Source organism: Photobacterium swingsii, assembly GCF_024346715.1.
GTDB classification, from domain to species: domain Bacteria; phylum Pseudomonadota; class Gammaproteobacteria; order Enterobacterales; family Vibrionaceae; genus Photobacterium; species Photobacterium swingsii.
The window spans coordinates 1,126,315-1,140,581 of sequence record NZ_AP024852.1 but is presented as its reverse complement, the minus strand read 5'-3'; the positions used below and the strand labels follow the sequence as shown (position 1 = coordinate 1,140,581).

The following is a 14,267-nucleotide window of genomic DNA, read 5'->3' as shown; positions in this document are numbered from 1 at the left end:
CCACTCTGTGAAAGAATTAACCGCCAATAGAGGCTAAGTGTGGGGTCATACCCGTGTTTCCGTCTTGCAAAAAGTGGCTTACCGATTTTTGCTGTAAGCCGCCCTGAATACGGGCAATTAAAGCATCACGCTGTTCGTCTTGCTCTAATAAATCACGTAAATCGATACCATGATCACCAAAGAGACAAAGGTGAAGCTTGCCATTTGCAGAAACACGTAGACGGTTGCAGCTTTGGCAAAAGTCTTTTTCATACGGCATGATAAGGCCAATCTCACCCATATAGTCTGGATGACAAAAAACCTGAGCGGGGCCATCATTGCTGCTTTTGAGTTTCAAAATCCAGCCATTCGCAATCAGGTGATTACGAATACTTACCCCAGAGACATGGTGTTTTTTGAACAAGTTGTCCATTTCACCGGTTTGCATCAATTCAATAAAGCGTAATTGAATAGGACGCGTTTTGATCCAATCAAGAAACTTAGGCAGCTCTTGTGAATTAAGATCTTTCAGTAAAACGGTATTAATTTTAACTTGCTCAAAACCAGCATCAAAGGCTGCATCGATCCCTTCCATCACCTGATTAAACATGTTCTCACCCGTTATCTGGTAGAACATTTTAGGATCAAGACTATCAACACTCACATTGATGTTAGTTAAGCCAGCTTCACGCCATTCATGCACATGCTTCGCCATGCGGTAACCATTCGTTGTGGTCGCAACTTTGGTAATACCAGGCTGATCAGCAACAGTACGAATAATGTCAGTAAAATCTCGGCGTAAACTCGGTTCACCGCCCGTGATTCTGACTTTACTGGTACCGCATTGTGCAAATGCGCCAGTGACACGCTCTATTTCGTCAAGCGTTAAGAATGAGGGTTTCTTATGACCTTCCGGACGGTAACCGTCAGGCAGGCAATAAGTACATTTAAAGTTACACACATCGGTAACAGAAAGGCGTAAATAGTAAAATTTACGCTGAAAACTATCTTCAAATTGTATTGCCATTGGACACCTTTCCAAATACGGGAGGCCGTTTCATTTCTAAAACGACCCTGGTGACATTCCGTCACTGGCATTGATCACTTATCACTGTGTGTCCGTAGAATCAAAGTAGCGCTATTCATCGAACTAAAGCAACTTAGCAATTAATGCTCGGAGCTATGGCTGCTACCGCAGGGTAAAGAACCTCGAATGGGTTCAACCAAATGCGATAGCGGCTAAATCTTATTATAAAAGTATCAGAGATTTCGTGCTATTGACAAAATCAATGAAAAAAACGTGCTGCATTCTACCGTTCATGGTGATTCACGACAATACTACTAAAGTGAATATTGACAAATTTTCTTAGTAAAAGTGAGGTTATTATGGTCAACATTATCGAGTCAGCCACACTGGACGACATTGCGCTCTACTTACAGCGTGAAGATGGCATAGAACCACAAGCGGCTTATCGTGAAGCACAAGGGGTTATCGACAACTTCAATGACATGATGGACAAAGGCCTGATCAAAGGCTGGTACTTTGACGAGCTGGGACATTTAGAGCTGTTACCCAGTGACAGCGCAATGCGAATCATCGGCAACAATAAGTAGTTCGCATTTTGCATAGGTTTTTGTAATTTGCGATTGCAAGTTGAGAATAAAAAGGGATTTTTATGTGCTAAAAAACGGCTAACTAAGTAAATATGGCCTTTTGCCGTTTCGGCATCACTTATGCATTGTCTTTTATATCTAGAATCAATAACAAGAATTGGAGCAGACAATGGCTAATTTAATCCCTTTATTATTTCAAAAACGTCATGTGTTACCAAAAGGCAAAATGCCTATGCGTGTTGCTCCAGGGTCGCAAATGGAAGCATTTAAACATGCACTCACATCAGACATAGGTTTTGGTGTTTGTATGATTGACGACAACAAATCATCACACTACAGCCAAATTGGCACACGTGTCACCGTTGAGGATTTTGATACTTCAAAAAATGACGGGGCATTGATTGTGACTCTGTACGCACATGAAAACTTTTGTATCAAATCACTCGAACAACACCAAGATGGCGCTATTTTTGCCGAGTTTAAATCATTACCTTTGTGGCCAGAAACCGAGATTGCCAATGATCAGCAACTATTAGCAGATAAATTACAAATTATGTTCGACAAGTACCCTGAATTAGCGGGCCTACACCAGAATAAAGAATTTAATAACTTGAGCTGGTTATGCCAACGCTGGCTAGAAATACTACCTGTGCCCGCTCAAGAGAAGCAAGCTCTGATCAACACTCCTAACTGTTTGAACACCTGTGACTATTTAATGAGCATGATGCTAGACCCACACTAGCCTCACGCCAACACAGTAACTACTGCTCTTCAATCTAGCTACTGCCTATTTCCTTTCTGCTAGCCCCCGTTATGGGGGTCTTTTTTTGAAAATAAGCTGCATATTTATTGTAATAAGTGACACCATTATCATATTGAATACCGCAGGATGTATTCTGTACAAGGATTAGGTACACTAATTTACGTTTATGATCACAATAAAATGCAACGCTATGACAAATACCACACTTGAAAATTCTACTAAGATCGTTGCCATTGGCGGCGGCCATGGCTTAGGCCGCATGTTGTCAGCCTTATCCGATCATGGTTCTAACGTGACAGGTATTGTGACCACCACAGATAATGGTGGTTCGACAGGCAGAATCCGAGCCTGCCAAGGTGGTATTGCATGGGGCGATACGCGTAACTGTATCAACCAATTAATTACAGAACCGTCTGTTGGTTCGATGATATTTGAATACCGCTTTAAAGGGACGGGTGAGCTAAGTGGTCATAATTTAGGTAATTTAATGCTAACCGCGTTAGGAAACCTGAGCATCCGCCCCCTTGATGCCATTAACCTTATCCGAGACATGCTAAAGGTAGAAACACAGATAGTACCTATGAGTGAGCATCCTGCCGATTTGTCTGCAATGACACCGACGGGTGACGTTATTTATGGGGAAACCAGTGTGGATGAGTTACAGGAAGTACCACAGCGCCTGTATGTTGAACCCGCTGTACCAGCAACAAAAGAGGCAGTATCGGCTATTGAAAACGCTGATTTAATTTTATTAGGCCCAGGTAGCTTTTTAACCAGTGTAATGCCACCGCTGTTACTCAAAGAAATAGCAGCCGCACTTAAAGCATCTTCAGCACGTATTGTCTTTGTTACCAACCTGGATAAAGAAAAAGGCCCAGCAGGAATGATGAGCCTAGAAACTATGTTGCACTGGTGTGAGCGAGCGATGGGGGGACGATACGTAGATGGTGTAATTACCGAGCAACATTTACCCGACATCGCACCACGCTATGAACAGTTTATCGAAACATTAGCGGCCAGCAACCATAACTGGCGACATGACCGCACCAAGTTAAAGGATGCGATCAATAAGCTGATCGTCTGCCGCTAACGCTTTATATTCTTGCGCCATACCTTGTACCATTTGTCTAAATTCAGGCAAATGGTCATTCATCCATTCATCTTGACCTTGCTTTACACGCGATTCACACTCTTGTGCCATTGCTGCGAGTTCATCTGCCCCAAAACTTGCGGCGCTACTTTTAATCGCATGGCTAATTTCACCGACTTGATTCACCGACGGTTGGTCCGATAATTGATGCAAATATTGATGTAGTTCATCACTGAATACATTGAATAAGAGCGAGACTGTTTCTTGACCGACTTCATCTGCCAGTCGCTTAATTGTTTCTGCATTAATTGCTGTCGCCATAACTCGCTCCCTATTTACTGCCCGCGACTTCTTGCCAGGTCTGTAATTTTCGATAAATGGTAGATGGACTTACTTCCAGTAAGCCTGCTGCGCGTGGAATATTGCCATTACAAGCATCAATTGCTGCTTCAATTGCTCTTTTCTCAACAATCCATAATGGTTCAATGGTTTGTCGTTCGTCACCACTCGCGGGCACTGTTTGTTGTTTCACCATAGGTGCTGGTGAAACGCTTTCATGGACTGATGCAATTTCAGCGCCATTTCTCAATTTCAGCTGAGGCGGTAACATGGCTAATGTCACTTCATCGCTGTCATTTAGCACCACTATATTTCGTATAACATTCTGCAGTTCACGAACGTTACCTGGCCAATTATATTGGTTGAAGAAATTTGTCACTTGGTCTGCGAAACGACTGAAATTCTTTCCTTCTTCTAATGACATCAACGCCAATAGTGCATGAGCAATTTCAATTACATCCTCACCACGCTCACGTAGCGGTGGTAAAGTTACGGGGATCACATGCAAGCGATAGTACAAATCTTCACGGAAACGCCCCTCTTGTACTTCAATCCAAGGATCACGGTTAGTCGCACAAACAAATCGAACATCAACCGTTTGGGTCTTTGAAGACCCCACTTTCTGGTATGTTCCTGTTTGAATAAAACGAAGCAGCTTACTTTGTAAGTCCAAGTCCATTTCACACAACTCATCAAGGAAAAGTGTCCCTTGATGGGCCATTTCAACGGCACCTTGTCGCTCCGTTGAAGCGCCTGTAAACGCCCCCTTCATATGACCAAACAACTCACTTTCTATGAGTTCTTTGGGAATTGCCGCACAGTTAAGTGCAACAAAAGGCTTATCATTGCGAGGACTCGCGGCATGAACGGCTTCAGCACACACTTCTTTACCTGTCCCGCTCTCTCCTGTGATGAACACTGTCGCTTTACTTGAAGCGGCAGACTCTATCACACGATAAACGGCTTGCATCGGAAGGCTATTTCCAATGAAACCTTGATATTGCGCGCCACCTTGTTTGGATTCGGTGCTTTTACTTGCCTTTTGCTCTTGTTTTAGCGCATTGTTTACTGTGATACGTAAGCGATCAGCTTCACAAGGCTTAATTAAAAAGTCCTGCGCACCATAACGCATCGCTTCAACGGCAACATCAATAGAACCATGGGCCGTCATGATCACCACAGGAACATTACCGTAATCGCGCCTCACGGATTCAAGAACTTCCATTCCTGTCATATCGGGTAAACGCAGATCGAGCAAAATAAGATCTGGAACAGTTGACGCTATCATGTCTAGCGCTTCCTGGCCTGTTCCCACAATATCAACCTGAAGGCCTAACGGATTAAGGTATGATTTATATAAGGCAGCGACAGAGGCAGTATCTTCTACCATAAGCACCTGACGCTGTTTACTTTTGCTTTCCATTGCGACCTCCTAACGTCCTTAAATTAATTGTAATCAAAACAAAAAAACTATGGCTATTAATTTTTTGCTTTCTGTTTTTCTCATTTCAGTTTGCAATTTGATTCGCAAAATGCAAATAACTTTACCAGTGTAGAATAAAATTAGGCTAAAAACATTACAAAGGCCCTGAAAAAAGTGCATTTCACCGTCCACAAAAAAGTTGGCATAGAGTCTGCAATAATAACCGTGACTCGTAAGAGTCAACCTAGCCAACTGACGTTGTTTGTGAATACTTTCACTAAAACAATGACGCCAACCGAATTCATTACGGTTGGCTTTTTTTTGCCTGAAATTCAGTACCTTTGGCTAATTCATTCTAGGCAATGCAGGATGGTTAAGTATAAGGTGACCAAAAAAGCCACCTTAAGAGTAGAAAGGTTGGGGGGTATCTTAAGTGGGAGATAAAAGCGTCAACTGGAACAAGCAAGTTACCCACTAGAGCATCATCTAACGGGTACCCTCATTAACTATTGGCAATAAATTGCTGACGTAAAATATGAATTTTATCACGTGTTTCTGCCGCTTTTTCGAACTCTAAATTCTGAGCATAATCGTACATCTCAGTTTCAAGCGTTTTAATTTGCGCATCAAGCTCTTGAGGCGACAAGGATGAATAGTGTCCTTTTTGCTCCGCAACCTGGTTAAGTTTCGCGGCTTTATTCGCAGTCTTACTCTGACCAAGCTCCAAAATATCAGCCACTTTTTTGTTTAGTGCTTTCGGAACAATGCCATTTTTTTCATTATAAGCTTGTTGCTTCTCACGACGACGGTTAGTCTCGTTCATCGCACGCTCCATAGACCCAGTAATACGATCGGCATACAGAATCGCTTTACCTTCTAGGTTACGCGCTGCACGGCCAATGGTTTGGATCAGAGAACGCTCTGAGCGTAAGAAACCTTCTTTATCGGCGTCTAAAATAGCAACCAACGAGACTTCTGGCATATCCAGCCCTTCTCGCAACAAGTTAATTCCTACCAAGACATCAAATTCGCCTAATCGAAGATCACGGATAATCTCGACCCGTTCGACCGTATCAATATCAGAGTGTAAATAACGCACCTTCACACCATGCTCTGCTAAGTATTCGGTCAGATCCTCTGCCATTCGCTTGGTTAACGTCGTCACTAAGACACGTTCACCTTTCGCTTCACGTATGCGAATTTCAGACAGTAGATCATCAACTTGGGTTGTAACTGGCCTTACTTCAATTTCAGGATCCAGTAGACCTGTCGGGCGCACCACTTGTTCAGCAATATCCGTATCACATTTTTCAATCTCGTAATTGCCAGGGGTCGCTGAAACATAAATGGTCTGAGGCGCTAACGCTTCAAACTCATCGAATTTCATTGGGCGATTATCCAATGCTGATGGCAGACGGAAGCCATACTCCACTAAGTTTTCTTTGCGTGAACGGTCACCGCGATACATAGCACCTATCTGCGAAACAGTAACGTGTGATTCATCAATGATCAGCAAGCCGTCTGCTGGCAGGTAGTCAAATAAGGTTGGAGGCGGCTCGCCTTCGGCACGTCCACTCAAGTAGCGTGAATAGTTTTCAATGCCAGAACAAAAGCCCAACTCATTCATCATCTCAATATCAAATTGAGTACGTTGTGAAATACGCTGCTCTTCTACCAGTTTATTGTTGTCCATTAATTGCTTACGACGGTCAACAAGCTCTTCCTTGATACTCTCTATCGCTTCAAGAATACGCTCTCGCGGCGTGACATAGTGGGTTTTAGGATAAATAGTACAACGTGGTAAATCACGCTGAATAATGGCGCCTGTTAATGGGTCAAATGAACTAATGCAGTCGACTTCATCATCGAATAGCTCAATTCGAATAGCATCTTTCTCTGATTCAGCAGGAAAAACATCAATCACTTCACCACGGACACGGAAAGTACCGCGTTCAAAAGCCATGTCGTTGCGCTTATATTGCAATTCCGCCAAACGGGTTAATACGTCACGCTGATCAAGCACATCACCGCGGCGCACGTGCAGCATCATTTTCAGGTAGGAATCAGGATCGCCCAGACCGTAAATAGCAGAAACAGAAGCAATAATGACAACATCACGACGCTCTAATAATGCTTTTGTCGCAGATAAACGCATTTGTTCAATGTGCGCGTTCACAGAGGCATCTTTCTCAATGAAAGTATCTGTCGTCGGAACATATGCTTCTGGCTGGTAGTAGTCGTAGTAAGAAACAAAATACTCCACCGCGTTTTCTGGGAAGAATTCTTTCATTTCGCCGTAAAGTTGAGCAGCCAATGTTTTGTTTGGCGCCAAAATCAAGGTAGGGCGATTGCTCTCTGCTATCACATTCGCGACAGTAAAGGTCTTACCCGATCCCGTAACCCCAAGCAATGTCTGATGAGCAAGGCCTGAATCTAGCCCGTCTAATAATTGATTGATTGCTGTCGGTTGATCACCTGAAGGTGAAAATGGTGACGAAAGCTTAAACAGTTTACTCATCTACACTACTCGAACTGAAATGATTGAAAGACATTGTCCGCACTCACCTATTGAAGTCAATGCATTGAAGCGGCTATACCACTACGTCGTAACTAATGGCACATACTCGAATCTTCAAAATAAGCATACTCGAAGGATTGACTTTATATTATGGATCGCGTAAATTTCACGCCCCTGACGACGATTAACCTCATCAGGCCCCCTCTTTATTTAAGTACCGCTGACTTTTCATTTTAGATAATGAATTGCAAATTATATCCTGATAATTTGTCTTTTTGCGTTATTAATCCACAGTTTATTCAAGTTTTGATGTAAATCAATTCACATGCTTATTTTTACTACTTTTCCTGAATTAGCTTACGCTGGAAATTGTGAATGAAACTTGATTTTTATTCTGCAATCGCAAGTGATATCAGGGGATTAGAACCCCGCCCAAGATCGTACAAAAAACAACCAAACAGTAGTAAGCACTCCCGTTTGATGACTTCCTAAACATCCATCAACACACTTATCCACAGTTTTTGTGGGTAACTCATGTAAACCCTTGCTACATCTGGGCTGGCGGAAATCAAGATTTATTTTCACCTGTATTTTGGCGTCTGTATGCTCATTTTTAGAAGTGGCTCCCCCTTAATCATGACGGATAAAAAACAACCAGCTGATACTCGTTCACAGGCATAATTGCACTGTTTAAAGGTTACCGTTACTATTTAGCGCTATTTTCTTATTTCAGAAACCGTATGCATGCAAACATTGAAATATCTACAAGGCTACCCTGCTCATTTAACTGAGCAGGTTAATCAACTAATCGCAAAGGAACAACTCGCTGGACTGCTACTGAAGAAGTACCCAAAGCCACACACTGTAACAACAGAGAAAGCGCTGTATGATTACGTGGTCGATATTAAAAACCAATACTTAAAAAAGTCAGCACCGATTAGCAAAGTAGCTTTTGATAATAAAATCAATGTTATCCACCATGCACTAGGGCTACATACTTTCGTTTCACGTGTTCAAGGCGGAAAATTAAAAGCAAAACATGAGATCCGTGTCGCCGCTATTTTTAAATCGGCACCAGAAGCCTTTTTAAGAATGATCGTGGTTCATGAGCTCGCTCACTTACGCGAGAAAGAGCACAACAAAGCTTTTTACCAATTATGCTGTCACATGGAGCCTAACTACCATCAACTTGAGTTCGATATGCGCTTGTATCTGACTCAACTCGATACCTTTGGGCCTATTTACAGCTAAATGACTCGCTTTTAACTAGCTCGATAATTTTCTTTGCTTTTTCAAAATGATCGAGCTGGTGCTTCTCTATCCACCATGTCGCTGCTTCCATCAACAAAGCCGGATCATCGTTTTTATTTGCAAAAAAAGCATAAAATGACACACCGACGTTATCGCCCTTCTGTTCAATTTTCTTATAGCAAACGCTAATAACTTTATTTCGCAAAGATGTTCGCATGATGCTCCTCCTAATCCACCGCATTATCCTAACGCTTCAGTTTTAATACGTCCACAAAACACTGATTATTTAAACAGTATGTTTTTATAACCAGCCTTTTGTGCTTGCTATAGTTTCATTATTAATAAAAACCAGATGCAAAAAAGCCCAGCATTTCTGCTGGACTTTCCTTAATGTGGCGAAGCGCTTTGAGTATGGCGGGATTTAGTACAAATCCTTTTCACGTTAGCTCAAACGTAAAAAAGGCGCTAATAAATTAGCGCCTTTCTTGAATGTGGCGGAGAGATAGGGATTTACTGCTCGCAAGCTCGCGCCCTTCGGGCTATTGCCTTTTCGCGCCTTCGGCACGGGCAATGTGCTTTCGCTTCGCTCAGGTGAACCCTACTCTAGGGTTCGGCACCCTATCTCATCATCATAAAATTTAGACGAAAAAAAACCGCTGAATGCTCAGCGGTTTTCTTAAATGTGGCGGAGAGATAGGGATTTGAACCCTAGATACGCTACAAACGTATGCCGGTTTTCAAGACCGGTGCTTTCAACCACTCAGCCATCTCTCCTAATTGTAATCATCTAAAAAGATGATGGCGGTGAGGGAGGGATTCGAACCCTCGATACGTTGCCGTATACACACTTTCCAGGCGTGCTCCTTCAGCCACTCGGACACCTCACCACATATCTGTTAAGCATGTCGCTCAACAGGACGGCTACTATAGTGCTAAGCCTTTATCAGGTCAATGAAAAATATCGATTACCTTCTCGAACGTTCAAATTTACAACAATAATATTATTTAATGAATTTATGCCTCTATTACTGCTGATAGCATTTAGGGCTACTGATACAATAAAAGCAATTAACCTAGAAAGTGCGGCGGTAGTATCCGCAATCTACTAATAACTGAGAGTGAATTATGTCTTCACAATTAAGTGTGATCCTCGAAAACCCAGAACTAGCGGAACAATTGCTACCAGAAGCGCAAACTCGCGGTTTTGTAACAGCAATGGCAGCAGCACCACATGTTTTAGACCCAGCTGAATGGCTTGCTTTCTTATGGGGTGGCGAAGAAGTCTCACCATTTACCAGCCAAGAAGATCTTGAAACATACGCCAATGCCATTATCAACATTTGGAATGAAAGCCGAGAATCACTACTCACAAACACTTGGGCTTGGCCTGAAGGTTGTGCACTAGACGATAAAGAGCTAGTAACCGAAGCAACCCGTGATTTCTCTGAAGGTTTACTACAAGGTTGGCAGTTAGCGCGTGATGATTGGGAAACGATCATGCCTGAAGATACCGAAGACAGCGCATTACTTGGCGGTGTATTACTGTCTATCAGCCTGCTATACGATCCAGAAAATGCAATGCAAGCACTATCTGAAGAAGGCGCAGATGGCCTTGCACAGTTTGAAGAGATCTTTAAATCTGTGCCTATGATGCTTTGCGGCCTATCACAGCGTGCGCACGCATTAGTTAGCAACTAATTTGATTGCTTATCACAATTACGAAAAACGGCAGCCTCATAGCTGCCGTTTTTTATATTTTCAATCTGGCTGATTAGTACATGCTCGTGTTAATGAAGCCTTACGCTAACACCTTGCGTTGCTGCATGCGGTACAAATAAATAAGGCCAAATGCGGGAATGTTCATTAAGATCCCATAAAGCAAAGGCGTTATTGCAAACTCAGGTCGACCTAATAAAATGACTGCTGCAAAAATCGCAGTTCCTGCATTTTGCACCCCAACCTCAATTGCAAATGTTTTTACTATCGCCGTCTTCTCACCCATCACACGTGCAATTAAGGCCCCAAGCGCCATGCCTAAAAGACACAATGCAACTACAGCAAGCGTCGCCTTCGAAGCAAATAAGTGGAACACTTCAGTATTAGCAGTAACTGTAATTATAACGGTGAAAAACAAAGCCCAAAGTGCACTTTTACCTGCTTTTTCTGCAAACGAAGTAAACCATGTTTCATCTGTATAATGGCGTAAGCCCATGCCGACTAATACAGGCAACAGCGTGACTACAGTTAATTGTAGGATCGCAGTCTTAAGCGGAATCGCGAGTGAAAGCTCAGGCATGAACAAAGTAAACATCACAGGCATAGTGAAAGGGATCACGACACTACTAATGGCTGTTATAGTGATTGATAATGCAGAGTCTCCCCCGCTCAGGTGCGTAATCGCATTAGATGATGCTCCACCTGGAGCAAGTGCTAGCAGCCAAAGGCCAACTGCAACGGGTTCTGGTAGCCCTAGCAAAGTGATGATGCCGTATGCCAGCAATGGTAATCCCACAAGCTGTGCCAGTAACGCCGCTATCACTTTAAATGGATACTGAGATACGCGTTTAAAGTCTGCAATGCTAAGTGTCATTCCCACACACAACATCATCCATGCGAGCGCCATTGGTAAGGCGACCGTTAATAACATTTGACTCATGCTTTTTCCTTTGCACTTGAAGAATGGCCATACTGTAGCACAAAAAAATGGCGACCGTTGGTCGCCATTATTATGATTCTATGTCACTTAATTATGCGTTACCCTTTACCTTCAGTTGCAGCTCAGCAGCAAAATCCAGCATACGGTTTAACGGAATGAGTGATTTTTCACGCAGAGCTTCATCCACAAAGATTTCATGCTCACTGCCACCATCACGAAGTGCTTGCTCAATCGCCTTCAAGCCATTCATTGCCATCCAAGGGCAATGCGCACAGCTACGACAAGTTGCACCTGCACCAGCCGTTGGTGCTTCTACCAACTCTTTCTCTGGTACCAGTTGCTGCATCTTGAAGAAAATACCTTTGTCAGTCGCTACGATCAGTTTCTGATTTGGAAGCGCTTTCGCGGCTTTAATCAACTGACTTGTAGAACCAACTGCATCCGCTAATTCCACCACACTCGCAGGGGATTCAGGGTGAACAAGAATAGCCGCCTCCGGATGTAAGTGCTTCATATCACGAAGCGCTTTAGCTGAAAATTCGTCATGAACAACGCATTCACCTTGCCATAACAGCATTTCAGCGCCAGTTTGATTAGCAATATAAGAACCTAAGTGGCGGTCTGGGCCCCAAATAATTTTCTTATCTTCACTATCAAGGTGTTCAACAATTTCAAGAGCAATACTAGAGGTAACAACCCAATCAGCACGTGCTTTGACCGCCGCGGACGTATTCGCATACACCACAACAGTATGATCAGGGTGAGCATCACAAAACTCGGTAAATTTATCTGCAGGACAGCCCAGATCAAGTGAACACTCAGCTTCAAGCGTTGGCATTAGTACATGCTTTTCTGGGGTCAGGATTTTTGCAGATTCACCCATGAAGCGCACACCGCAGATAATCAAGGTTTTTGCAGGGTGCTGATTACCAAAACGGGCCATTTCAAGGGAGTCACCAACAAAGCCACCCGTATTTTCAGCTAGGGCCTGAATTTCTGGGTCGGTGTAATAGTGGGCAACTAAAACCGCATCTTTTTCCTCAAGAAGGGCTTTAATTTTTGCGATGTATTCCTGCTTTTCACTGTCACTCAATGGCACAGGTTTTGGCGGGAATGGATAGATTGTTTCTGACGGATCGAATGTTAAGCTCATTACTCACTTGCTCTATCAGCTAGTCCTTACTATCCGGTCATTATACACAGCAGCGTACTATTTTCCCTCTTTTCTTACTGAGAGTCACTGTGCCATCAGCCATAGCTTACAAAAGTTACTGATAGATAAACAAAAGGCCAGCATAGTGCTGGCCTCTAGAAGTCTGATACGGATTATTTTCCGAGTTTTTTCAAGCTTGCTTGCGCTTGTCGAGAACTGGTGGAATCAGGGTATGTTTTTACGACTTCCTGATACATTTTCTTCGCTTCTTCGACGTTTTTACTGCGCTCTGCAATCACACCGAGTTTAAGTAAGGCGTCGGCGCGCTTATTTGAATCGCTATAATCAGCAACAGCTTTAAACTGTTCGCCTGCTTGTTTCAGCTGATTCTTAGTGAAGTAAAGTTGCCCCAACCAATAGTGGGCATTCGGTTTATAAGCCGATTGAGGATACGCAACTAAGAAGCCTTCGAACGCTTTCACAGCGCCATCGTAATCCTTTTCTTTCAGAATAAGGTTTACGGCTTTTTCATAGTCGGCGTTCTCGCTAACATTACTTGTGTAGGTTTCTGTGGATTTTGGTTGGCTATCCGCAGTGTCTGTTGCTGCTTTTTGCGGCTGGCGGCTTAGTGCATCGACTTCACGGTACAGTTCACGTTGGCGTTCTAGCATCTGACTTAAGTCATACGAGTTACGCTCAACAACACCTCGAAGTTCATCCATTTCAGAAGCCAATTGTTCAAGTTGACGTTGCATATCAATCTGAATTTGGTTTCTTGCCTCAAGCATCCGCTCCAATCGCTCAAGGCTATTTCCCTGAGCACTGCTACTGTTTAGCTCAGTAACGGGTGCAGGAGCGGCGACCACTTGGGTCGCCGCACCAACCAGCAACGCCAATGCGGCAACGCGCATCTTGTTACTGTTCATAGTCATCTACCTATTACTTGTACACTAGAACCGAACGACGGTTCTTAGCGTAATCTGCTGCAGTGTGACCAAGCACAAGTGGCTTCTCTTCACCGTAGCTTACGATTTCAAGTTGAGATGCAGATACACCTAGTGCTTGTAGGTATTTCGCTACAGCATTTGCACGACGCTCGCCTAGTGCGATGTTGTACTCTGGCGTACCGCGCTCATCAGCGTGGCCTTCAACAGTCACTTTCTGACCTGCGTTGTTACGTAGGTATTCAGCGTGAGCTTCTAGCATCGCTTGGTAATCTGGTTGGATTTCTGCGTTATCAAACTTGAAGTAAATAGTTTGCTCTTGACGCAATTCTTGGCTACGTAGCTCTTGCTCAGAAAGAACAGGAGTCGTGTTCTCTACTGGTGTTGCTACTACAGTTTCTTCTGCTGCTTTATTGGTAGTATCAGAAGCAGAAGTTTCAGTACCTTCAGTTGAGCTACAAGCCGCAAGAGTCATCATTGGCAGCGCAATTGCCAGCCCCTTTAAAACTTTATTAAGTTGCATTTTATTTTCCTTGT

The 14,267-nt window shown here is 43.3% G+C and carries 14 protein-coding genes, 2 tRNA genes and 1 riboswitch; of the genes, 5 read left to right on the top strand and 11 right to left on the bottom strand.

The features are described 5' to 3' along the window. Nucleotides 1-16: 16 nt before the first annotated feature. Nucleotides 17-1,006: a GTP 3',8-cyclase MoaA gene (gene moaA / locus OCU77_RS05570; RefSeq protein ID WP_048896949.1), complete on the bottom strand. Its 990-nt coding sequence runs from the start codon at nucleotides 1,004-1,006 to the stop codon at nucleotides 17-19. Further along, a riboswitch (molybdenum cofactor riboswitch) is annotated at nucleotides 996-1,171 on the bottom strand. (Overlaps the previous gene by 11 nt.) Nucleotides 1,172-1,365: 194 nt before the next feature. Between moaA and OCU77_RS05565 the strand changes: the two genes are divergently transcribed. The 3 genes from OCU77_RS05565 (at nucleotide 1,366) to yvcK (ending at nucleotide 3,446) form a co-directional block, all read left to right on the top strand. Next, complete coding sequence (locus tag OCU77_RS05565; protein WP_048896948.1) at nucleotides 1,366-1,593, top strand: hypothetical protein; 228 nt, start codon at nucleotides 1,366-1,368, stop codon at nucleotides 1,591-1,593. A gap of 169 nt (nucleotides 1,594-1,762) precedes the next feature. After that, nucleotides 1,763-2,335 (top strand): LON peptidase substrate-binding domain-containing protein, encoded by a 573-nt coding sequence (locus OCU77_RS05560; RefSeq protein ID WP_048896947.1) that lies wholly within the window; start codon nucleotides 1,763-1,765, stop codon nucleotides 2,333-2,335. 211 nt (nucleotides 2,336-2,546) lie between these two features. Then, on the top strand, nucleotides 2,547-3,446 hold the full coding sequence (gene yvcK, locus OCU77_RS05555; RefSeq protein ID WP_048896946.1) for a uridine diphosphate-N-acetylglucosamine-binding protein YvcK: 900 nt from the start codon (nucleotides 2,547-2,549) through the stop codon (nucleotides 3,444-3,446). On the opposite strand, the gene OCU77_RS05550 is transcribed toward yvcK, so the two are convergent. From OCU77_RS05550 to uvrB, 3 genes are all read right to left on the bottom strand, one after another. Beyond that, entirely contained in the window at nucleotides 3,408-3,767 is a 360-nt protein-coding gene (locus tag OCU77_RS05550; RefSeq protein WP_048896945.1) for an Hpt domain-containing protein, read from the bottom strand. The genes yvcK and OCU77_RS05550 overlap by 39 nt on opposite strands. A 10-nt stretch (nucleotides 3,768-3,777) precedes the next feature. After that, a complete protein-coding gene (gene luxO, locus OCU77_RS05545; protein ID WP_442799766.1) occupies nucleotides 3,778-5,175 on the bottom strand; it encodes a quorum-sensing sigma-54 dependent transcriptional regulator LuxO in 1,398 nt (465 codons plus the stop codon). A gap of 535 nt (nucleotides 5,176-5,710) precedes the next feature. Further along, the gene (gene uvrB / locus OCU77_RS05540) at nucleotides 5,711-7,726 is read right to left on the bottom strand and encodes an excinuclease ABC subunit UvrB (RefSeq protein WP_107302363.1); all 2,016 of its coding nucleotides are present in this window, start codon (nucleotides 7,724-7,726) and stop codon (nucleotides 5,711-5,713) included. 744 nt (nucleotides 7,727-8,470) lie between these two features. On the opposite strand from uvrB, the gene OCU77_RS05535 reads away from it, so the two are divergent. Further along, nucleotides 8,471-8,977 carry a M48 metallopeptidase family protein gene (locus tag OCU77_RS05535; protein WP_048896943.1) on the top strand — a complete coding sequence of 169 codons (507 nt, stop codon included), beginning with the start codon at nucleotides 8,471-8,473 and terminating at the stop codon, nucleotides 8,975-8,977. Here the strand turns inward: OCU77_RS05535 and OCU77_RS05530 are convergent. The 3 genes from OCU77_RS05530 to OCU77_RS05520 all read right to left on the bottom strand — a co-directional run bounded on the left by OCU77_RS05530 (nucleotide 8,964) and on the right by OCU77_RS05520 (nucleotide 9,864). Next, on the bottom strand, nucleotides 8,964-9,194 hold the full coding sequence (locus tag OCU77_RS05530) for a DUF6500 family protein (protein ID WP_048896942.1): 231 nt from the start codon (nucleotides 9,192-9,194) through the stop codon (nucleotides 8,964-8,966). The two genes, OCU77_RS05535 and OCU77_RS05530, sit on opposite strands and share 14 nt — an antisense overlap. A 466-nt stretch (nucleotides 9,195-9,660) precedes the next feature. Then, nucleotides 9,661-9,751: transfer RNA gene (locus OCU77_RS05525), tRNA-Ser, on the bottom strand. Nucleotides 9,752-9,776: 25 nt separating this feature from the next. Further along, a tRNA-Ser gene (locus tag OCU77_RS05520) sits at nucleotides 9,777-9,864 on the bottom strand. Nucleotides 9,865-10,102: 238 nt separating this feature from the next. Here OCU77_RS05520 and OCU77_RS05515 point away from each other — a divergent pair. Continuing rightward, nucleotides 10,103-10,675 (top strand): UPF0149 family protein, encoded by a 573-nt coding sequence (locus OCU77_RS05515; protein WP_048898767.1) that lies wholly within the window; start codon nucleotides 10,103-10,105, stop codon nucleotides 10,673-10,675. A 100-nt stretch (nucleotides 10,676-10,775) separates the two neighbouring features. Here OCU77_RS05515 and OCU77_RS05510 read toward each other — a convergent pair whose 3' ends face one another. The 4 genes from OCU77_RS05510 to pal form a co-directional block, all read right to left on the bottom strand. Continuing rightward, nucleotides 10,776-11,633 (bottom strand): bile acid:sodium symporter family protein, encoded by an 858-nt coding sequence (locus tag OCU77_RS05510; RefSeq protein WP_048898766.1) that lies wholly within the window; start codon nucleotides 11,631-11,633, stop codon nucleotides 10,776-10,778. A gap of 91 nt (nucleotides 11,634-11,724) precedes the next feature. Next, nucleotides 11,725-12,786, bottom strand: a complete 1,062-nt coding sequence (gene nadA / locus OCU77_RS05505) for a quinolinate synthase NadA (RefSeq protein WP_048898765.1) — start codon at nucleotides 12,784-12,786, stop codon at nucleotides 11,725-11,727. Nucleotides 12,787-12,959: 173 nt separating this feature from the next. Continuing rightward, nucleotides 12,960-13,712: a tol-pal system protein YbgF gene (gene ybgF, locus OCU77_RS05500; RefSeq protein ID WP_048898764.1), complete on the bottom strand. Its 753-nt coding sequence runs from the start codon at nucleotides 13,710-13,712 to the stop codon at nucleotides 12,960-12,962. A gap of 13 nt (nucleotides 13,713-13,725) precedes the next feature. After that, nucleotides 13,726-14,253 (bottom strand): peptidoglycan-associated lipoprotein Pal, encoded by a 528-nt coding sequence (gene pal, locus OCU77_RS05495; protein WP_048898763.1) that lies wholly within the window; start codon nucleotides 14,251-14,253, stop codon nucleotides 13,726-13,728. Nucleotides 14,254-14,267 lie beyond the last annotated feature (14 nt).

Coding starts and splice junctions, on each gene's coding strand:
- OCU77_RS05560 (WP_048896947.1), top strand. CDS start 1,763: ATGGCTAATTTAATCCCTTTATTATTTCAAAAACGTCATGTGTTACCA.
- OCU77_RS05530 (WP_048896942.1), bottom strand. CDS start 9,194: ATGCGAACATCTTTGCGAAATAAAGTTATTAGCGTTTGCTATAAGAAA.
- yvcK (WP_048896946.1), top strand. CDS start 2,547: ATGACAAATACCACACTTGAAAATTCTACTAAGATCGTTGCCATTGGC.
- moaA (WP_048896949.1), bottom strand. CDS start 1,006: ATGGCAATACAATTTGAAGATAGTTTTCAGCGTAAATTTTACTATTTA.
- ybgF (WP_048898764.1), bottom strand. CDS start 13,712: ATGAACAGTAACAAGATGCGCGTTGCCGCATTGGCGTTGCTGGTTGGT.
- uvrB (WP_107302363.1), bottom strand. CDS start 7,726: ATGAGTAAACTGTTTAAGCTTTCGTCACCATTTTCACCTTCAGGTGAT.
- nadA (WP_048898765.1), bottom strand. CDS start 12,786: ATGAGCTTAACATTCGATCCGTCAGAAACAATCTATCCATTCCCGCCA.
- OCU77_RS05510 (WP_048898766.1), bottom strand. CDS start 11,633: ATGAGTCAAATGTTATTAACGGTCGCCTTACCAATGGCGCTCGCATGG.
- OCU77_RS05515 (WP_048898767.1), top strand. CDS start 10,103: ATGTCTTCACAATTAAGTGTGATCCTCGAAAACCCAGAACTAGCGGAA.
- OCU77_RS05535 (WP_048896943.1), top strand. CDS start 8,471: ATGCAAACATTGAAATATCTACAAGGCTACCCTGCTCATTTAACTGAG.
- luxO (WP_442799766.1), bottom strand. CDS start 5,175: ATGGTAGAAGATACTGCCTCTGTCGCTGCCTTATATAAATCATACCTT.
- OCU77_RS05565 (WP_048896948.1), top strand. CDS start 1,366: ATGGTCAACATTATCGAGTCAGCCACACTGGACGACATTGCGCTCTAC.
- OCU77_RS05550 (WP_048896945.1), bottom strand. CDS start 3,767: ATGGCGACAGCAATTAATGCAGAAACAATTAAGCGACTGGCAGATGAA.
- pal (WP_048898763.1), bottom strand. CDS start 14,253: ATGCAACTTAATAAAGTTTTAAAGGGGCTGGCAATTGCGCTGCCAATG.